The 19,136-nt window shown below is 76.6% G+C and carries 15 protein-coding genes; 7 read left to right on the top strand and 8 right to left on the bottom strand.

Annotation, left to right across the window (positions count from 1 at the left end; all coding sequences use genetic code 11):
• Positions 1-112: 112 nt before the first annotated feature.
• Positions 113-1,642: a hypothetical protein gene (locus ECOMGDLI_RS05380; protein ID WP_088314775.1), complete on the bottom strand. Its 1,530-nt coding sequence runs from the start codon at positions 1,640-1,642 to the stop codon at positions 113-115.
• A 119-nt stretch (positions 1,643-1,761) separates the two neighbouring features.
• On the opposite strand from ECOMGDLI_RS05380, the gene ECOMGDLI_RS05375 reads away from it, so the two are divergent.
• Both ECOMGDLI_RS05375 and ECOMGDLI_RS05370 read left to right on the top strand, forming a co-directional pair.
• Positions 1,762-3,360, top strand: coding sequence for an FG-GAP repeat protein (locus tag ECOMGDLI_RS05375; protein ID WP_088314772.1), 1,599 nt, complete (start codon positions 1,762-1,764; stop codon positions 3,358-3,360).
• Between the two features lie 106 nt (positions 3,361-3,466).
• The gene (locus ECOMGDLI_RS05370; protein WP_088314769.1) at positions 3,467-4,957 is read left to right on the top strand and encodes a nitronate monooxygenase; all 1,491 of its coding nucleotides are present in this window, start codon (positions 3,467-3,469) and stop codon (positions 4,955-4,957) included.
• A 15-nt stretch (positions 4,958-4,972) separates the two neighbouring features.
• On the opposite strand, the gene ECOMGDLI_RS05365 is transcribed toward ECOMGDLI_RS05370, so the two are convergent.
• The 4 genes from ECOMGDLI_RS05365 to ECOMGDLI_RS05350 form a co-directional block, all read right to left on the bottom strand.
• Positions 4,973-6,625 (bottom strand): DUF4153 domain-containing protein, encoded by a 1,653-nt coding sequence (locus tag ECOMGDLI_RS05365; protein ID WP_088314766.1) that lies wholly within the window; start codon positions 6,623-6,625, stop codon positions 4,973-4,975.
• A complete protein-coding gene (locus ECOMGDLI_RS05360) occupies positions 6,618-7,709 on the bottom strand; it encodes a HAMP domain-containing sensor histidine kinase (RefSeq protein WP_198954577.1) in 1,092 nt (363 codons plus the stop codon). Before ECOMGDLI_RS05360 ends, ECOMGDLI_RS05365 begins: the two co-directional genes overlap by 8 nt.
• A 90-nt stretch (positions 7,710-7,799) precedes the next feature.
• A complete protein-coding gene (locus tag ECOMGDLI_RS05355) occupies positions 7,800-8,573 on the bottom strand; it encodes a maleylpyruvate isomerase family mycothiol-dependent enzyme (protein ID WP_088314763.1) in 774 nt (257 codons plus the stop codon).
• The gene (locus ECOMGDLI_RS05350; RefSeq protein WP_088314760.1) at positions 8,570-10,135 is read right to left on the bottom strand and encodes a GMC family oxidoreductase; all 1,566 of its coding nucleotides are present in this window, start codon (positions 10,133-10,135) and stop codon (positions 8,570-8,572) included. Before ECOMGDLI_RS05350 ends, ECOMGDLI_RS05355 begins: the two co-directional genes overlap by 4 nt.
• A gap of 79 nt (positions 10,136-10,214) precedes the next feature.
• Between ECOMGDLI_RS05350 and ECOMGDLI_RS05345 the strand changes: the two genes are divergently transcribed.
• From ECOMGDLI_RS05345 to ECOMGDLI_RS05325, 5 genes are all read left to right on the top strand, one after another.
• Complete coding sequence (locus ECOMGDLI_RS05345; protein ID WP_158220905.1) at positions 10,215-10,883, top strand: PadR family transcriptional regulator; 669 nt, start codon at positions 10,215-10,217, stop codon at positions 10,881-10,883.
• A 16-nt stretch (positions 10,884-10,899) separates the two neighbouring features.
• On the top strand, positions 10,900-13,950 hold the full coding sequence (locus ECOMGDLI_RS05340) for an aminotransferase class III-fold pyridoxal phosphate-dependent enzyme (RefSeq protein WP_088314753.1): 3,051 nt from the start codon (positions 10,900-10,902) through the stop codon (positions 13,948-13,950).
• Between the two features lie 78 nt (positions 13,951-14,028).
• Positions 14,029-14,898, top strand: coding sequence for a LamG domain-containing protein (locus ECOMGDLI_RS05335; protein ID WP_143447524.1), 870 nt, complete (start codon positions 14,029-14,031; stop codon positions 14,896-14,898).
• Positions 14,899-14,977: 79 nt separating this feature from the next.
• Positions 14,978-15,529, top strand: coding sequence for an ArsR family transcriptional regulator (locus ECOMGDLI_RS05330; RefSeq protein ID WP_088314747.1), 552 nt, complete (start codon positions 14,978-14,980; stop codon positions 15,527-15,529).
• A gap of 65 nt (positions 15,530-15,594) precedes the next feature.
• Entirely contained in the window at positions 15,595-16,035 is a 441-nt protein-coding gene (locus tag ECOMGDLI_RS05325) for a hypothetical protein (protein WP_143447523.1), read from the top strand.
• A 19-nt stretch (positions 16,036-16,054) separates the two neighbouring features.
• Here ECOMGDLI_RS05325 and ECOMGDLI_RS05320 read toward each other — a convergent pair whose 3' ends face one another.
• The 3 genes from ECOMGDLI_RS05320 to ECOMGDLI_RS05310 all read right to left on the bottom strand — a co-directional run bounded on the left by ECOMGDLI_RS05320 (position 16,055) and on the right by ECOMGDLI_RS05310 (position 19,123).
• Positions 16,055-16,807, bottom strand: coding sequence for a response regulator transcription factor (locus ECOMGDLI_RS05320; RefSeq protein WP_198954576.1), 753 nt, complete (start codon positions 16,805-16,807; stop codon positions 16,055-16,057).
• A gap of 85 nt (positions 16,808-16,892) precedes the next feature.
• Positions 16,893-18,548 carry a hypothetical protein gene (locus tag ECOMGDLI_RS05315; RefSeq protein ID WP_088314741.1) on the bottom strand — a complete coding sequence of 552 codons (1,656 nt, stop codon included), beginning with the start codon at positions 18,546-18,548 and terminating at the stop codon, positions 16,893-16,895.
• A complete protein-coding gene (locus ECOMGDLI_RS05310) occupies positions 18,545-19,123 on the bottom strand; it encodes a SigE family RNA polymerase sigma factor (RefSeq protein WP_198954575.1) in 579 nt (192 codons plus the stop codon). Before ECOMGDLI_RS05310 ends, ECOMGDLI_RS05315 begins: the two co-directional genes overlap by 4 nt.
• Positions 19,124-19,136 lie beyond the last annotated feature (13 nt).

Genomic DNA, 19,136 nt, shown 5'->3' with positions numbered 1-19,136 from the left:
CCCCACCCCCACATCCGCTCATGCTCGCGCCGCGTACCGGAATCCGCGCTCTCGCAGCACGTTTCCGGTACCCGCCGCGAGCATGAGCGGATGTGGGGGTGGGGGACGGCGGTCAGGCGCCGCGCTGGACCATGCCGAGGACGACGGCGATGCCGAGCACGGAGCGGGGCTTCCACGGGGTGCGCCACAGGCCCCCGTGGTTCGCGCCCTGCCAGACGATCTCGAGCGGGTGCGCGAGGTCGACGGCGGGGTTGGCCACCGCGGACGGGTCGCGCAGGTCGTGCACGAGCAGCGCGGCCATCAGGGTGTTCGACGTCGACGGGTCGAAGACCTCGACACCGAACCGGTGCGCCCCGGCGTACGCGGCGGCGAGCACCCGGTTGCGCATGACCGAGCGGGTCCGGGTCGCGGGCGCGACGTTGAGCGACACGAGCCGGCCCGAGGCCCGTGCCTGCACCGCCCGCCAGCGCTGGATCCGCTTGGCGAGCGCGTAGTTCGGGCCCTGCTGCGGCACGAGCGAGTCGTTGAGGCCGACCGGGGTGCCGTCGGGCAGGTCGACGACACCGTCGTAGTTCGGCGTGAAGAGCCGGCCCGCGGAACCGACCCGGCCCAGCCGCCCGAGGAGCGTGCGGTCGGCGTAGCGGCGGCGGGAGTCCTCGACGGCGTCGGCCGGCACGAGGAAGGCGTCCGTGGGCGTCGCGAGGAACGCGAGCGAGACGTCGTCCCGGGCGGCGAGCAGGCCGGCGGTCACTGCGTCGACGGCGACCGACGCCCGGGTGTGCAGCGCGCCGTCCGCGTAGACGTAGTGCCCGAGCGTGAACGGGCCCTCGATCCGGGCGAGCCAGCCGAGGACGGCGGGCGCCTGGGTGAGCAGGTCGACCCCGGCGGCGTCGGCGATCTCGTCGTCGGAGGCCCCGGCGGGCAGCCAGCGCGAGACCGGGACGGAGAGCCGGCCGGGGGACGCTCGGGCCACCTCGAGGAGCCGGCGCCAGATCGCGGGGCGCGGCAGGTCGACGGCGACGACGTGCGCGCCCCAGCGCAGCAGCGAGACGAGCGGGCCCATCTCGGCGCCCGCGCCGAGGACGACGACCGTGAGATCGCGGGCGTCGAGCCAGCCGGGGTGGGCGGCCACGGACCGGACGGCGTCCGCGAACGACGGCTCGACCGTTCCGGCGGCGAGCCACGCGTCGAGCCGGTGGCCGAGGGCGTCCCCGGCGAGCCGGCCGCCCGCGTACGGCACCGACAGCCCGCCCGCTCCCGCGCCGTCCGCCACCGGCGCGCCACGCCCCTCGACGACGACCGTGTGGATCGAGGGCATCCGCTCCTCGTCGGCGACGCCGCCGCCGAGGGCGACGTCGAGCGGCAGGTCCTTGCCGCCGACGTCGACGACGAACCGGGCGTGCACCGAGTCCAGCCCAGCGCTGGCGATCTCGACCGGCCCGGCGCCCTCGAGCAGGGTGAGGTGCCGGAACGGGTCGAGGTACCCGGTCCGCCAGTCCGGCAGGCCCTCGACCCGGGCCGCGAGGTCGGGGTCGTAGGTGCGGACGGCGTCCGCGACCACCGCCTGCCCGGTCCGCGACGTCGAGCGGCGGCCGCCGTCGGCGGGGAAGACGACGCCCTCGGGGGCGGGCTGCTCGGTCACGGGCACATCCTGCCGTGACCTGCGGCGGACCGGGTATCCGCCGCCCCCGCGGACGGGGGTTCCCCGGCGGCACTTGTTGATCTTAGGATGCGCCGCACGTCGCAGCCGAAGGAGTGGCCATGTCCCGCTCGTCCCGGTCCGGTGCCACGACCCTCCGGCTGCTCGCGGCCGCCGCCCTCGCCGCGCCCGCCCTGCTGTCGGCCGTCGCCGTCGCCCCGGCGGCCCGCGCCCTCATCGGCACCTGCACCGTCCCGGAGGTGCCACGGCCGTTCGACCTCACCGGCGACCTGCTCAACGACTGGGCCGTCGGCGAGCCGGGCCGGGGCGCCGACGAGGGCGCCGTCCACGTCGTCTCCCGCGTCGGGACCGTCTTCCACGACCTGCGGCTCGTGCAGGGTGCCCCGGTGCTGCCGGGCGGCGCCACTGTGCCGGGCACCTCCGAGGCCGGGGACCGGTTCGGTGCCGCGACGGCGATCGGCGACTTCGACGGCGACGGCTGCGGCGACCTGGCGATCGGCGCCCCGGGCGAGAACGGCGGCCGGGGCTCGGTGACGATCCTCTTCGGCAACGCGTCAGTCCCGAACCGGGTCTTCGGCGAGAGCTCCTTCAGCGGCGCGACCGCCCGCCCCGGCGAGCAGTTCGGCGCGGTCCTGCTCACCGCCGAGCTCGACGGCGACGCCCGGACCGACCTCGTCATCGGCGCCTTCGGCGAGCGGGTCACGTCGACCGGCACCGAGCAGGGCGGCTTCGCCGTCGTCACCGGCGCCCAGCTCGCGGCGCGCACGGCGACCTTCCCGCAGCCGGTCGTCAGCGCCGCCTCGGCGGGCGTGCCCGGTACCCCGGAGAACGGCGACCGGTTCGGCCGAGCCCTGGCCACCGGCGACTTCGACGGCGACGGCGACGACGACCTGGCCGTCGGGGTCCCCGGCGAGAACGCCGGCCGGGGTGCCGTCGTCGTGCTCAGCAACCCGGGCGGCGGGATCCGCGCCCCGTTCACGGCGAGGGCGTTCGACCAGGACAGCCCCGGCGTCCCCGGCACCGCCGAGCCGGGCGACCTGTTCGGCGCCGCGCTCGCGGCGGGCGACGTCGGCTTCCCCGGCGTGTTCACCGAGGACCTCGCCGTCGGCGCCCCGGGCGAGAACGCGTCGGCCGGCTCGGTGACGTTCGTGCCCGGGACGGCCGCCGGCCCGACCGGCGCCGGGAGCACCGTGGTGACCCAGGCCACCCGCGGCGTCGCCGGCGCCCCCGCACCCGGTGACCGGTTCGGCGCGGCCCTGCTCGTCGCGGCCTTCGACGAGAAGAGCTCCAGGAACAGCGTCGTCATCGGCGCCCCCGGGGACGTCGTCTCCGGGCACGCCGGAGCCGGGTCCGTGACGTTCCTCGAGGAGTCCGCGACCGGCCCGACCCCGCTGCCGGACCTCACGATCGTCGGCACGTTCACCCAGGACTCGGCACGGGTGCCCGGCACGGCCGAGGCCGGTGACGGCTTCGGCTCGACGCTCTCCGGTCACGGCGGCGCGACGGACTGGTCGCTGCTCATCGGCGTCCCGGGCGAGGACCTGGGCGGGGTGGCCGGCGCCGGAGCGGTCAACTGGTTCGACGGCTCGGACGGCGGCGGCGCCTCACCGCTCGGCACCACCCTCGTCGAGGCCGACACCCCCGGCATCGTCGGCGTCCGCGACACCGGCGGCCGTTTCGGGGCCGCGCTCGACGGCTGACCGGCCCTCCCGCAGTGCTGGACAGGACCTAGGACCCCCGGCGATCTTGGAGGCTCCTGCGACGCTGGCATTCACCCGTCCGACCGAGTCCACCCGAGGTACGACGATGTCCCCAGCTCCTCTCGTACGTCTGCCTGTCGTCATCCAGGGCGGCATGGGCGTCGGCGTGTCCTCCTGGCAGCTCGCGAACGCCGTCGCCCGGACCGGCCAGCTCGGCGTCGTGTCCGGCACCGCGCTCGACGTCGTCGTCGCGCGCCGGCTGCAGGACGGCGACCCCGGCGGTCACGTCCAGCGCGCGCTGGCCGACTTCCCCCTGCCGGACGTCGCCCGCCGGGTCGTGGACGCCTACCTGCGCCCCGAGGGCCGCGACGGCGAGCCGTACCGGCCGGTCCCGCGGCTCGGCCTGCGCCCCGACCAGCACCGTGACGAGCTGAGCGTCGTCGGCAACTTCGTCGAGGTCTGGCTCGCCAAGGAGGGCCACACCGGCCTCGTCGGGATCAACTTCCTGGAGAAGATCCAGATGGCGACCCCGGCCGCGGCCTACGGCGCGATGCTCGCGGGGATCGACGTCGTCCTCATGGGCGCGGGCATCCCGCGCGAGATCCCGCACCTGCTCGACGAGCTCGCCGAGCACCGGCCCGGCACCGTCACCGTCGACGTCGCGGGCGGCGAGTCCGGGCACGTCACGCTCGACCCGACGACGCTCGCTCCGCGCGACGCGCTGCCGCCGCTGCGCCGGCCGACCTTCCTCGCGATCGTGTCCTCGCACGTCCTCGCGCAGTACCTCAACCGCGAGGACTCCACCCGCCCCGACGGCTTCGTCGTCGAGGGCCCCGTCGCGGGCGGTCACAACGCCCCGCCGCGCGGCAAGCTCGTGCTCGACGAGACCGGCCAGCCGGTCTACGGCCCGCGGGACGACGCGAACCTCGAGGCGCTCGCCTCGATCGGCCTGCCGTTCTGGCTCGCGGGCGGCTACGGCGAGCCGGAGATGGTGAAGAAGGCCCTGGAGTCCGGTGCGGCCGGCGTCCAGGTCGGCACGCTCTTCGCGCTGTCCCGGGAGTCCGGGCTGCTCGACCCGCTCCGCGAGGAGCTCCTCCTCGCCCTGCGCGCCGGCACGCTCGAGGTCCGGACCGAGGCCTCGGCGTCCCCGACCGGGTTCCCCTTCAAGGTCGCCCAGCTCCCCGGGACGCTCTCGGACGACGCCGAGTACGAGCGCCGTCCGCGGCTGTGCGACCTCGGCTACCTGCGCCAGCCGTACGCCCGGGCGAACGGGCAGGTCGGCTACCGCTGCCCGGCCGAGCCGGTCGACGTGTTCATCCGCAAGGGCGGCGACCCGGACGGCACCGCGGGCGCGAAGTGCCTGTGCAACGCGCTCACCTCCGACGTCGGCCTCGGGCAGCACCGCAAGGACGGCTACGTCGAGGAGCCGATGGTCACCCTCGGCGCGGACCTCGCCGGCGCCCGGCGGCTCGACAGCGAGCACTGGCTGCACGGCGGCAACACCGAGGGCTGGACGGCGACCGAGGCCGTCGCCTGGCTGCTCCGCGAGGTGGCCGTCGCCCCGACCGACCCGAACCCGGTGGCCAGCGGGGTGTGAGGCGGGCCGGCCGGCTCACGACTGGTCCGGGATCTCGAGCCGCCCGAGCTCCGACGGCGGGGCCGTGTCCGGCAGGATCCCCGCGGCCCGCAGCCGGGACAGGTTCACCGCGTACCAGGGGTCGTGCTTGGCGACGCGCCCCTCGAGCACCGTGACCTTGTCCGCGGCGGGCAGCCGGGTCAGGGCGGGCACGGCGTCGTCCGACAGCCGGGCCAGGTAGGCGAGGTCGACCTTGCCCGTCGCCGCGTACCGGTCGACGTTCGCCGACGCGGCGACGGCGTCGGGGCTCAGGAGGTTCAGCCCGAGCAGCGCGCCGGCGGCGGCGAGGACGACGCCGCGCGCGACGAGGTCGACCCGGCGCACCGTCCACGCCAGCCCGCAGAGCACGAGGACGACGGCGAGCCAGACCTCGAACGCCGCGACGTGCAGGCGCAGCACGGTCCAGCCGAAGTACTGCTCGTAGAGGGCCATCCGGCGCAGCGCCGACGCGACGACGACGAGCACGAGGACGACGAGGCCGCCGCCGAGCAGCGCGAGCAGCCGCCGCCCGCTCGACCGGTCGGTGCCGGCCCGGCGGCCGGCCCAGGCGAGCAGGACGACGGCGATGAGCGTGACGGCGACGAGCTGGCCGAAGCCCTGACGGGCCCGCTCGGCGGCCGTCGTCCCGGTGCCGAGGAGCGCGTCCGGGCGGGCGGCGAACATGACGGCCGCCTGTACGGCGACGAAGACCGCGAGGACGGCGTCGACGAGCACGAGCGGCACCGCCCACTCGACGGTGGACCCGGCGCGGTACGGCACCCGCACGGCCTCCCAGCGGGGCGGCGAGGCGGCGAGCGTCGCGAGGGCGAGCGCGAACACCGCCCCGATGACGAGCAGCACGGCGCGGCCGGGCAGCGACTCCAGGTCCAGGCTCGGGACGACGGCGTCGACGACCGCGGCGAACGCCGAGTCGGCGGAGGCGAGCAGGGCGCCGACGACCCAGACGACGAGGAGGCCGAGAGCACCTCCGCGCAGCCACGGGCCGAGCCCGGCGGGCCGCTTCACCGAGGCGAACCGGGAGCCGGCCCACAGCGCCCCGCGGACGCTCGCGACGGCCGTGGCCGGCCCCGTGAGGAACACCGACGGCCAGGTCCGGCCGTCCGCGGCGGCGAGCAGCGCGAGCCCGAGCGCGCCGACGACGCTCAGCGCGACGGTCGGGGCGGCGTCCCGGACCGCCGGGACCCAGGCCAGGGCGACGGCCAGGCCGGCCGCCGTCGTCCGGTAGGCCGAGCGGGGGCGGTCGTCGCCCCGGGTCGCGAGGACGGCGACCACGGTGAGCGCGGCCGCGACGAGCCCGGACTGCAGCCCCAGCCGCGGCGCGTAGAACGTCGACGCGACGACCAGGCCGACAGCGAGGCAGGCGGCGAGCAGGGCCACGGACGGCGGTGTCGCCGGCTTCGGCCAGTAGCGCTCGACGAGCGTGGGGCGGCGCGGGCCGATGAACCCGGGAGGCGTGGCGTACGGCGCGGTGTAGCCGGGGTGCCCCGCCCAGGCGGTCTCCACGGTCTGGGTCCGCCCGGGCGGCGGGGTCGCGTGCACCGTGCCGCCGGCGACCGGCGCGGTCCGGGTCGTGGGCGCGCCCGGCGCGGCAGGGCTCTTCGGGTCGGTGCTCGGGGTCTCGTCAGGCACGGGAGGTCTCCTGCCTCGTCGGGGCGTTCGGGGTGGTGCCGTTCGACGGCGCCACAGGTGCGGCCGGCAGCTCGGCGCGGATCCGGCAGCCGCGGGGTGAGGGGACGACCGCGATCCGGCCGCCGTGCAGCGCCACCGCCCAACGGGCGATGGCGAGGCCGAGCCCGGTCCCGCCGCCGCCGGACCGGCCCGCCGGGGCGCCGGCGGGCTCCGGCGTGGTGCCGTGCTCGAAGCGCTCGAAGACGGCGTCCCACTGGTCGCGCGGGATGCCGGGGCCGTCGTCGGTGACCTCGACGACGAGCCCGCCGGCACCGTCGGACCGGCAGCGGACGTCGACCCGGCCGCCCTCCGTGGCGTGCCGGGCCGCGTTGTCGACGAGGTTGACGAGCACCTGGCGCAGCCGGGCCGGGTCGGCGTCCGCGGTGAGGTCCTCGGGGACGTCCACGAGCACGTCGCGGCCGGGCCGGGCGATGCCGACCTCGTGCGCGACGTCGTCCGCCACCGCCCGGACGGCCACGGCGGTCCGGCGCAGCGGGGCGACGCCCGCGTCGGCGCGGGCGAGGTCGAGGAGGTCCTCGACGAGTGCGGCGAGCCGCTCGGTCTGGTCGAGCGCCTCGGTGAGGGCCGGTCCGTCGGGCTCGCGGACGCCGTCCACGAGGTTCTCGAGCTGGGCCCGCAGCGCGGCGACCGGGGTCTTCAGCTCGTGGGCCACGTTGGCGAGCAGGTCGCGGCGCTGCCGGTCGACCTTCGCGAGGTCGCGGGACATCGCGGTGAACGCGCGGGCGAGCTCGCCGACCTCGTCGCGGCTCGTCGTCCGGACGGGTGTCGCCGGCCGGCCCGCGGCCATCTCCCGCGCCGCGGACGTCATCTGCCGCAAGGGGGACGTCATGCCGTGCGCGAGCACCTGGGTCACGATCAGCCCCACCGCGACGGCGAACGCCATGCTCCAGCGGCCGCGCCACCCGAGGTAGTCGAACCCGATCCACGTGGTGAGCACGCCCGCGACGATGCTCGACGCGACGAGCAGCCCGAGCTTGGCCTTGATGGAGCGCACCGGGTCGAGCGGGCGCAGGTCCAGCCTCACGAGTCCGACCTCATGCCCACGACGGTAGCCAGCCGCTGTGGACCTGCTGGTCGCTTCGTGTGGAGGAGCGGTGGAGGTCGGCCACGCCCCTCAGATCGGCGCGAGGAACCCCTGGAGCCGGGCCAGGTGCGGGTCGTCGGGGGTCACCCGCCGGCACAGCACGAGCAGCAGGTGCTCCGGGTCGACCCGGACCTCGGGCGCGGCCTGCTCCACGCCGTCGGCGGGCCCGACCCTCAGGGTGCCGGAGGCGACGACCAGCCGGTACGACCGGTCCCCGGCGACCCGCAGGACGACGTCGAGGCCCGGGGCGTGCGGGCCGGCGGCCCGCCGGTCGAGCCAGGCAGGGAGCAGCTCGAGCAGGGCCTGCAGACCGAGGGCCGCGGGCCCGGGCGGCAGCCGGACGTCCCGGCCGACCGCCGCCGCGATGTCCCGGCGGTGCACGAGCAGGTCGAAGAGCATGATCCCGTAGGCCGTGAGCAGCCGGGTCGTCGTGCCGCCGTGGAAGGCGACGGGCAGGTCGTCGTCCGGGAACCGCGGCAGCACCTCGCCGACGACCACGGGCACCTCGGCCGCGAGCAGGTCCGCCAGCCGGTCCGGACGGCGCTCGGCGAGCTCGTCGAGGCAGGTCGCGTTGAGGACGTGGGTGTCGGCGGGCGACGCGCTGCGCCGCCGGTCGCCCAGCGAGCGTCGCACGACGGTCACGACGTGGGCCGCCGTCTCGCCGACGGTCCAGTCCAGCCCCGGCACCGGGCGGTCGGCCGCGCCGCCGGGCAGCGATCGCAGGAGCGCCGCGAGGTCGGCCCCCGCCTCGAGCAGCCCGCGGGCGACGCCGGCGCGGTCGACGACGAGCCGGGGCGCCGTCACCGCCGGCCCGGCCGGAGCTCGACCCGCTCGCGGCCGCCCCGGACGGCGTCCGCCCGCAGGGCCTCGGCCGCCTTCTCGGCGATCGCGTACGTCATGGCCTGAGGATGTCCCCGGACGACGCCCGGCATGACGGAGGCGTCGACGACGCGCAGCCCGGGCACGCCCCGCACCCGCAGGTCGGTGCCGACGACGGCGTCCGGGCCGGTGCCCATCCGGCAGGTGCCGACCGGGTGGTAGATCGTCTCCGCCTGGGCCCGGACGAAGGCCGCGACGTCCGCGTCGGTGGCGTCCGGGGCGAGGGCGGCGTCGCCGGCGGCCGGGCGCAGCGGACGGCCCCGGAAGCGGGCGAAGGCGGGGGCGTCGAGCACCCGGCCGGTCAGACGGACGCCGGCCACGAGGGCCCGCAGGTCCGCACCGTCGGGGTCGGACAGGTACCGCGGGTCGACCGCCGGCGGGGCCCCGGCGTCCCCGGGCGCGAGCCGGACCGACCCGGTGCTCCGCGGGGTGAGCAGCACCGCACCCACCGAGTACCCGTGCCCGGGCGGCGGCGTCGCACCGTGGTCGAGGTACGGCACCGGGGCGAAGACCAGCTCGACGTCGGGTGCGGTGAGGCCGGGGCGGGTGCGGGCCAGCGCGTACGCCTCGGCGACGTTCGAGGTGAGCGGTCCGCGGCGCCGGACGAGGTAACGGACGACGTTGCGCAGCGCGGCGGCGTCCGCGAGCGAGACCGGCGCGTCGGTGAGGCGCACGGTGATGGCCATGAGGTGGTCGGCGAGGTGCTCGCCCACGCCCGGGAGGTCGGCGACGACCGGGACGCCCGATGCAGCGAGGTGCGTCGCCGGGCCGATCCCCGACCGCAGCAGCAGGTACGGGCTGTGGACGGCACCCGCCGAGAGCAGGACCTCGCGGCGGGCCCGGACGACCTCGGGACCCGCCGGCCCGGCGACCTCGACGCCGACCGCCCGGCCCGCCTCGACGACGACCCTGCGCACCGTCACGCCGGTGCGGACCTCGAGGTTGGGCCGGCCGAGGGCCGGGCGCAGGTACGCGTCCGCAGCGCTGCGCCGGCGGCCGCCCTGCTGCGTCACGTCACTCGCCCGGGCGCTGTCCGCGCCCGCCCCGGCGGCGGCCTCGAGGAAGGCCCCGGTGAGCACCCCGGTCTCCTGGAGCGGCCGGACGCCGACGGTGCGGGCGGCCCGGTCCAGGTAGGGCGCGACGTCGTCCCAGGCCCAGCCGACGGCCCCGGCCGCGGCCCAGCCGTCGAGGTCGGAGCGCTCGCCGGGCACCCACATCTGCGCGTTCATCGACGTGCTGCCCCCGAGCATCCGCCCGCGCGGCCAGAAGAGCCGGCGCCCGCCGAGCCCGGGCTGCGGCCGGGTGTCGACGGCCCAGTCCCGTGCGGTGCGGAACAGCTTGGCGAACGCGGCGGGCACCCGGACGTCGAGCGCCCGGTCGTCCCCGCCCGCCTCCACGAGCAGCACCCGGACATCCGGGTCCTGCGTGAGCCGCGCCGCGAGGACGCACCCGGCGGCCCCCGCCCCCACGACGACGTAGTCGAACATCTCTCTCCCCTGACTTCCTCGACGATACTCCGGTTCGGACCATTCGAGAGTTACTCCGATGCGGAGTAAAGTCAAGCCCGTGACGAACAACGCCCGCCCCGACGGGACCTCCGCGACACCTGATCCGGCCGGTCCGGGCTCGACGACGGCCGCCGGGGTGCTCGGCCTCCTCGCGCTGCGCCCGTGGGGCACGTACGACCTGACCGCCCAGGCACGACGGAGCCTGCGGTTCGTCCTCCCCCGGGCCGAGAGCGTGCTCTACGCCGAGCCGAAACGCCTTGTCGCGAAAGGGTTCGCGGCCGTCCGGGAGGAGCTGACAGGCAGACGCCGGCGGCGGGTCTACGAGATCACCCCGGCGGGGCGGGAGGCGCTGCGGTCCTGGCTCGGGACACCCCCCGCAGAGCCCTCGCTCGACATCGAACCGCTGCTCCGGGTGCTCTTCGCCGACCAGGGCAGCCTGGACGACCTGCGCGCGAGCCTCGACGCGCTCGACGACTGGGCCGCCGCCCGGATCGCCGAGGGGGCCGAGATCTGCCGGGGCTACCTCGCCGACGAGGCGCCGTTCCCCGAGCGCCTGCACATCAACGGGCTCGTCGCGGACTACTACGCCGACCTCTACACCCTCACCCGGGCGTGGGTCGCCCGGGCCCGCGCCGAGGTCGACACCTGGCCCGGCACCGCGGGGGTCGGCCTGACGCCGGGGACGCGCGCCATGGTCGAGCGCGTCGCCGCGCTGCCCCTCCCCTAGGCTCCGGCGGGTGGAGATGGATCGGGTCATCGGACGAGTGGCGGCGCGGTTCGGGATCGAGGGACAGGTGCGGCCGCTCCCGGGCGAGCGCACCTGGAACGGCCTCGTCGAGGACGGCGCGACCGGGCGCCGGGCCGTGGTCAAGGTGCACGCACCCGAGGACGGCGACGACGTCGACCTCGAGAACGCGGCGCTGGAGCACCTCGCCGGCGGGCCGGCCGCGGGTCTCGTGCCGCACGTCCTTCGGACCCCGGACGGCGCCGCGTGGGTCGACGTCGACGTCGCACCTGACGGGGACGGGACGGCGACGAGGATCGGCCGGGCGCTGTCCTGGTCCGACGGCACGACCTGGGCCGACGGAGCACCGTCCGACGGGAGCGCGCGTGCGGCCGCCCTGCGCAGCCTCGGCCGGACCGTCGCCGTGGTCGACGCAGCACTGGCGCCGTTCGAGCACCCGCACCTGGGCCGGACCCACCGCTGGAACCTGCTCACCGCGGCCGACCGGCTCGCCGACGCGGCCGCGGTGACCGACCCGGGCCTGCGCGCCGTCGTCACGGGCGTCCTCACCCGGTTCGCCGCGGACACGCTGCCGCGGCTGGGGTCGCTGCCGCAGCAGGCGGTCCACAACGACGCGAACGAGGGCAACGTCGTCCTCGGGCCGGACGGCACCGTCACCGCGCTCGTCGACTTCGGCGACCTCTGCCGGGCGCCGCGGGTCTGCGGGCTCGGGGTGGCGCTCACCTACGCGATGGCGGACACGCTCTCGCGCAACGGCTCTGCCTCGCGCAACACCGCCGGCGACCCGTGGCGGGCCGTCCTGCCGGTCGTCGAGGGCTACCACGCGCAGGCGCCGCTGTCGGCCGCCGAGGTGGTGCTGCTTCAGGGACTCGTCAAGGCCCGGCTCGCGACGAGCATCGTCATGGCCGCGGTCCAGCACGCGGCCGACCCGGGCAACGCGTACCTGCTCGTGAGCCAGGCCGCCGTCCGGGCACTGCTGGAACGGCTGTGCCGCAACGGGTCCGGCGACGACCCGTTGACGACGTACCGCCTGCGCGAGGCGTGCGGCCTCGAGCCGGTGCCGCACGCGCGCGCCGTCCGGGCGCACCTCGCGCAGCTGCCCACCGACGCTCTCGCCCCCGTGCTCGCCGCCCCGCTCGCCGACCTGCCGCGCGGGCCGTACGACTGGTCGGCCGACGCGATCGACGCCGCCCGCGTCGGCATCGGTCCGTACCTGGAGGACCGGCAGGTCTACACGACCGACCTCTTCGACACCGGCGAGACGGGGCCGGACGGCCTGCCGGAGAAGCGGTCCGTGCATCTCGGCGTCGACCTGTTCGTGCCGGCGGGCACCCCGGTGCACGCCCCCGTCGACGGTGTCGTCGTCGCCCTCGCGGACAACGCGGCGCCGCTCGACTACGGGCCCGTCGTCATCCTCGAGCACCGCACACCGGCGACCCCCGAGCACCCGGACGGCGCCCCGTTCTTCACGCTGTACGGCCACCTGTCCCGCCCGTCCCTGCCGAGACTCACGCCCGGGCAACGGGTCCCGGCAGGCGCCGTCGTCGCCGAGGTCGGCGACCGGCACGAGAACGGCGGCTGGGCGCCGCACCTCCACCTCCAGCTCCTCACCGACCTGCTCGGCCTCGGCGTCGACGTGCCCGGCGTCGCGCCGCGCGCGGAGCTCGCCGTCTGGGAGAGCCTGTCCCCCGACCCGAACCTCGTGCTCGCCGACCCGCGCGGCCTGCGCGGCGCCGCACCCCGGAGCGCGCCCGAGATCGCCCGCGAGCGCAGCCACCACCTCTCCCCCGCACTGAGCCTGAGCTACCGCGAGCCGCTCCACATCGTCCGCGGCGAGGGCGCCCACCTCTACGACACCGACGGCCGCGGCTGGCTCGACCTCGTGAACAACGTCGCGCACGTCGGGCACTGCCACCCGCGGGTCGTCGCCGCCGCCGCGGAGCAGCAGGCGCTGCTCAACACGAACACCCGCTACCTGCACGACGCGGTGACGACGTACGCCCGGCGGCTCGCCGGCACGATGCCCGACCCGCTGAGCGTCGTCTTCCTCGTCAACTCCGGCTCCGAGGCCAACGACCTCGCGCTGCGGCTGGCCTACGCGCACACCGGCGCCCGCGACGTCGTCGTGCTCGACCACGCCTACCACGGGCACCTGACGAGCATCATCGACATCAGCCCGTACAAGTTCGACGCCCCCGGCGGCCTCGGCAAGCCCGAGCGCACGCACGTCGTCCCGATGCCGGACGCCTACCGCGGCGTCCACCGCGACGGCGACGACGCCGGGGTCCCCGCGTACCTGCGCGACCTCGACGGCCTGCTCGACGGGATCGCGGAGGCGGGACGACGCCCGGCGGCGTTCTTCGCGGAGGCGATCCCGGGGACGGCCGGCCAGGTCGTGCTCGCCGAGGGCTTCCTCGCCGGGGCCTACGAGCGGGTGCGGGCCGCCGGCGGGATCTGCGTCGCCGACGAGGTGCAGACCGGGTTCGGCCGGGTCGGAACCGCCTGGTGGGCCTTCGAGGAGCACGGCGTCGTCCCCGACGTCGTGACCCTCGGCAAGCCGATCGGCAACGGGCACCCGATCGGGGCCGTCGTCACGACGCCGGAGGTGGCCCGGTCCTTCCTCACGGGGATGGAGTACTTCAACACCTTCGGCGGCAACCCGGTGTCGGCGCGGGTCGGGCAGGCCGTGCTCGACGTCGTCGTCGACGAGCGGCTGCGCGCGCACGCCGCCCGGCTCGGCGGCCGGCTGCTCGCCGACCTGCGCGCCGTCGGCGAGCGGCACCCGCTCGTCGGTGACGTCCGCGGCCGGGGCCTGTTCCTCGGCGTCGAGCTCGTCACCGACCGGCAGGCCCGCACCCCGGCCGGCGCCGCGGCGTCCGCGGTCGTCGAGGCGGTCAAGCGCCGCGGCGTCCTGCTGTCGAGCGACGGCCCGGACCACAATGTCCTGAAGATCAAGCCACCGATGGTGCTCTCGGACGCGGACGGCGACCTGCTCGTGCGGGCCGTCGACGAGGCTCTCACCGAGGTCGAGGCGGCACTGCCGGGCTGACGGATCGGGACCGGGCACGGAACGCCGGTGCAGGAACGCGCCGGTGCGGGTGCACCGGGCACGACGACGGGAGCGGTGATGCACGGGTCAGGGGGACGTCGCCGGTGGCTCGTCGGGGCGGCCGCCGTCGCGCTCACGGCGGGCTGCACCGCCGGGTCGGCCGCACCCGGCGTCCCGTCGTCGTCCACCTCGGCCCCGGCGACCACGACGCCGGCCGCGAGCCCCGCGACGGGCGACGACTACGCCGGTGCCGTCCGCACCGCCGGACCGGTCGCCTGGTGGCGGCTCGACGAGACGACCGGCCGGACGGCGGCCGACTCCGCGGGCGGGTACGACGCCCGCTTCGTCGGCGACGTCGTCACGGGTGAGCCCGGCGCGGTGGCCGGTGCCGGGACGTCGGTGCGGCTCGACGGCAGCGGCGCCCACGTCTACGTCGTCGACGCCTCGGACGCGCGGGCCGCCGGCCTTGCACCGCGGGACGCGGTGAGCGTCGAGCTGTGGTTCCGGGCCGCCCCGGGCGCCGGTGACGGGCGCATGGTGCTCGCCCGCTGGCGCTGGTACGGCTGGGACCTGGCCGTCGACGCGGGCCGGGTCACCGCGAGCGCCTGGGAGCGTCGGGACGGCGAGCAGCCGGTGCAGAAGACCCTCGCCGGCCCGGTGCTCGACGACGGCTGGCACCACGTCGTCCTCAGCCGGGACGCGCAGAGCACCCGGCTGTTCGTGGACGGCGTCCCCGTCGACGACGCAGCGACGACCGGCCCGCTCTTCGCGCTCGCGGTGCCCCCGGCGGACGACTGCTGCGGCGTCGGCGGCGGGGTGGCGCTCGGCCGGGACGGCGACGTCGACTCCGGGTACGTCGACGGCTGGCTCGACGAGGTCGCCGTCTACGACCGGGCGCTCACCGCGGCCGAGATCTCCGACCACCACGGCTACGCCGCATCGCAATGACGCTCGATTAGCGATTGATATCGCTCTCTAAAGAAGCAATACTGGATCGGTGCGTACCGCGCCTCCTCCCCTCGTCCCGGTGTTCCGCTCTCGGCTCCAGGGTGACGTCCTCGCACTCGTGTGCGCGGACCCGGCACGTGAGTGGACGATCGAGGAGCTGGCGACCCGCACCCGGCAGCCGTACCAGACCGTCGCGAGCGAGGTCCGACGACTGTCCGTCGCGGCACTTCTCGCGACGCGAGCGATCGGCCGGACGAAGCTGGTCCGGGCGGACGAGACGAACCCGTACTTCGAGCCGCTCGCCCGGCTGGTGTCGATGTCGTTCGGCCCGCCGGTCGTCGTCGCCGAGGAGTTCGCGGACCTCACCGGCGTCGACGAGGTCGTCGTCGTCGGCTCCTGGGCCGCCCGGTACCTGGGCGAGCCCGGGCCGCCGCCGAACGACGTCGACGTCCTGCTCGTCGGCTCGCCCGACCGCGACGACGCCTACGCCGCGGCCAACCGGGCGCAGGACAGGCTGGGCCGGGACGTCAACGTCATCCTGCGGACGGCCGACCAGTGGGCCCACGCCGACGACGCCTTCACCCGCCAGCTCCGAGGCGCGGCCCTGCTCCGTGTCCTACCCCGCGCGTAGGGTCCGGACCGTGGTGGGCTGACGGAGGGGGAACGGTGCCACGCTGGTCACAAGGGGCCGACGTCGTGGACAGGCTGCTGACGGAACGCCGCCTGCAACGGGTGGAGACGAGCGACGAGTCGGTCGCGGCGCTGCTCGAGTCGGCCGGACGGCACCTGGACCTGGCCCGCTCCGGCGGCGCGGTCGACCCGGAGGGCGCCTTCGCTCTCGCCTACGACGCTGCACGCAAGGCGGCGACAGCCGTTCTTGCCCGGCAGGGGCTGCGACCGACGAGCCGCGGGGGCCACCTCGTCGTCGTCGACGCGATGCGCGCCCAGTTCCCTGACGTCGCGGGCCTGTCGTCGCTCGACCGGCTCCGCAGGCGGCGGAACCAGGCGGAGTACCCCGACCCTCGCTCGTACGACCCGGTCGTCGGGCCCGAGGTCGAGGACGCACTCCTGGTGGCGGCCACCTGCCTCGCCTCGGCCACGCGCCTCGTGGCCGAGAGGGAGCTCGGGGTCTTCTAGCGACCTCCGCCCGCGAGCGTCAGGGGAGGGCTTCGACCGCGTACCCGACCCCGTGCACGGTGCGGATCCGCTGCGCCCCGATCTTGCGGCGCAACGCCTTGATGTGGCTGTCGACCGCGCGGGCGGCGGTGCCGTGCGCGCTGCGGGCCGACGCGAGGTCCGGCCAGTCCCAGACCTCGGTGAGCAGGTGGTCCCGGTCGACGACCTGGCCGGGCCGGCGGGCCATCGCGAGCAGCAGGTCGAACTCGGTCCGGGTCAGGTGCACCTCGTCGCCGCAGACGACGACCCGGCGGGCCCCGACGTCGATGGACAGCCCGCCCGCGTCGACCTGGCCCTCCTCGCGCTCGGCGGAGACTGCGGACGCCGCGAGCGCGGCCGCCCGGTCGACCCGGCGCAGGAGCGCCGCGACCCGGGCGACCAGCTCACGCGGGCTGAACGGCTTGGTGAGGTAGTCGTCGGCGCCGACCCCGAGACCGACGATCCGGTCCGGCTCCTCGTCCCGGGCGGTGAGCATGAGCACCGGCACCGGGTCGCGGGCCTGGATCCGGCGGCACACCTCGAGCCCGTCGAGGCCGGGGAGCATGACGTCGAGGACGACCGCCGCGTACCGGGTGCGCTCCGCGGCGGCCACGGCGGCGGGCCCGTCGTGGACGGCGTCCACCGCGTAGCCCTCGCTGCGCAGCCGGCGCACGACAGCGTCCGCGATCGCATGGTCGTCCTCGACGACGAGCAGCCGACGGGGCGCTGACGCCTGCTCCGCTGGGTTCGTCACGGAAACGACGGTAGTGCGGGCCCGCACGACGCGTGCAGCGACCCCTGCCGCGTCCACGGGTTCTCCACAACCCGTTCACGGGCGGTCAGGGCCGTGACGGGTACGGCAGGTCGAGCACCAGACGGTCGAGCCGGTCGAACCAGTCGGACGGCTCCGCCCCGACCGGCCCCACGACCTGCGCCGCGAACGCGGTGCCGTCCGGGCGGACCGTGAACGCGTAGGCCTGCGCCGGCGAGCGGTCCTGGGTGTCGGGGCGGGTCGACGGGACGACCAGGTGGACGACGGTCGTGCCGTCCCGCTCGACGAGGGTGCAGCGGCGGGGCCACCCGGACTCCTCGAACCAGACCGACTGCTCGGCGGGTGACATCCCGAGCCCCCCGCCGGACGACCGGATGCCCGGCCAGGTCCCGCACAGGTCGAAGGCGACGGGCCGGGTCGTCACCCCGCCCCGGGTGGCCCGCACCGTCCATCCGGTCCGGCCGGCGTCTCCGGGCACCTGCACCGTCGCGAGGTACGCCGTCGGACGCCCCCCGACGCTGCCGACGACCGCGGCGTACGGCGGCTTCCCTGTGGTGACGTCGAGCGCGGTGCCGGGCAGGGCCGCTGCGAGCGAGGCGGCGAGGTCCCGGGCGCCGTCGGTGGCCGGGCCGGCGACCTCGCCCGGGGCCACCGAGGGATCGTCGACCGCCCACGGGTACCCGGAGGCGGGCGCCGGCCAGCGCACGGTGCGGTCGGCACCCTCGACCCGGTAGCCGACGGTGGTCGCTCCCGTCGGGGGCGTCCCGCCGTCCGGCAGGCTGATCTCCCGCGCGAGGTCGTCGAGGGCGTCGAACCCCGGCAGCCGAGGGGCCCCGACCGGCCCCCTGAAGGACACCTTCACCATGACACCGTCCGGGCGGACCGTGAAGACGGACCGCTGCGGGCCGTCGGTCGACGTCGCCGGGGTCTCCACGTGCACCAGGTGCAGGTCGCGCCCTTGTTCGTCGACCTCGGCGAGCAGTGAGCAGCGCTCCGGGTGATCGGGGCGGGCGGCACCGAACCCGGGGGCGCCGTCCGGCCAGGCACCGCAGGGGTCGAGGACGGCGCCGTCGTCGGGGACGGCGCCGCGGGAGACGAGGACCGATGCGGTGGCGGTCCCGGCGCCCGCCCCGTTGTCGACAGGGACGTCGAACAACAGGCCGTACGTCGTCGGGATGCCGGCGACGCCCCAGATCGTGACCCGCGGGTCCGGTGCCGGCGCGGCGGGGTCGGCGCCGAGGGCCGGGGCGACCGCCCGCCAGAAGCCGGTCGCGGAGTCGTCGGCCTCCAGCACGCCGACGTCCCTGAGCCGCCAGGGCCGCCCGCTCGCCGGCGCCGGCCAGGTGACCGTGACGGTGCCGCTCGCGAACGGGTAGCGGACGTCGATCGCCCCGGCCGAGGGCGAGGGCACCACCGGGGCCGGCGCCGGCTGCGGCGCGGACGACGACCCGCTCGGGGTCCGGGACGCCGGCGGCTGCGGCGCGGTCGTCACCGAGCCCCCGCCGAGCACGATCGCGCCGAGTGTCCCGGCGGCGACGATCCCGGCGGCCGCGGATCCGGCGGCGAGGGCCCGGCGTCGGGCCCGCAGGCGGCGGCCGTGCACGACAGTGGCGGCGACGGCGTCCCGGGCGCGGACCGGCACCGGGCCGGTGCCGTCGTCCGGGCCGACCGGGCCGAGGTCGGCGTCGAGCCAGGCCTCGACACGCTGCCGGAGGTCGCTCATCGCGCGGCTCCCTTCGGGGTCGGCAGGTCGCTGTCGTCGAGCGGGCCGAGCAGGGCGCGCAGCCGGGCGAGGCCGCGCGCGGACCGGGACCGCACGGTCGCCTCGGGGCAGCCGAGCAGCGCCGCGGTCTCCCGGACGTCGTGCCCGAGCCAGTACCGCAGGACGACCGCGGCCCGCTGGTCCGGCGGCAGCGCGCCGAGCGCGTCACGGACGGCGAGGACGTCGTCCGGCGCCGACACGGAGTCGTCGGGCCGGTCAGGAACACCGGCGAGGACGCCAGGACCCGTTGCAGCAGAAGGGATCCTCCGGCGCTCGCGACGCCACCACGGCCGCCGGGTCTCGTCCACGAACACCCGGACGAGCACCCGGTGCACGTAGCGGTCCGGGTGCTCGCCACGCGACGCGTCGGCGTGCACGCGGGGCCACGCGACGTACGTCTTGGCGAGTGCCGTCTGCACGAGGTCCTCGGCGAGGTGGTGGTCGCCGGCGGTCAGCGCGGTCGCGGTGCGGAGCAGCCGCGGCCACGCCGTCACGGCCCAGGCCGTGAACCCGTGCTCCACGTCGTCCGAGGTCACCGCGACCTCCCCT

The sequence above is a fragment of the Kineosporia sp. R_H_3 genome (assembly GCF_002198675.1).
Lineage (GTDB): Bacteria > Actinomycetota > Actinomycetes > Actinomycetales > Kineosporiaceae > R-H-3.
The sequence above is the reverse complement of the archived record's forward strand: the minus strand, read 5'-3'. Positions and strand labels throughout refer to the sequence as shown.

What these genes read in the sequence shown, in the direction of transcription:
- ECOMGDLI_RS05375 (WP_088314772.1), top strand. Translation starts at nt 1,762, where the DNA reads ATGTCCCGCTCGTCCCGGTCCGGTGCCACGACCCTCCGGCTGCTCGCG.
- ECOMGDLI_RS05370 (WP_088314769.1), top strand. Translation starts at nt 3,467, where the DNA reads ATGTCCCCAGCTCCTCTCGTACGTCTGCCTGTCGTCATCCAGGGCGGC.
- ECOMGDLI_RS05350 (WP_088314760.1), bottom strand. Translation starts at nt 10,135, where the DNA reads ATGTTCGACTACGTCGTCGTGGGGGCGGGGGCCGCCGGGTGCGTCCTC.
- ECOMGDLI_RS05340 (WP_088314753.1), top strand. Translation starts at nt 10,900, where the DNA reads ATGGATCGGGTCATCGGACGAGTGGCGGCGCGGTTCGGGATCGAGGGA.
- ECOMGDLI_RS05335 (WP_143447524.1), top strand. Translation starts at nt 14,029, where the DNA reads ATGCACGGGTCAGGGGGACGTCGCCGGTGGCTCGTCGGGGCGGCCGCC.
- ECOMGDLI_RS05315 (WP_088314741.1), bottom strand. Translation starts at nt 18,548, where the DNA reads ATGAGCGACCTCCGGCAGCGTGTCGAGGCCTGGCTCGACGCCGACCTC.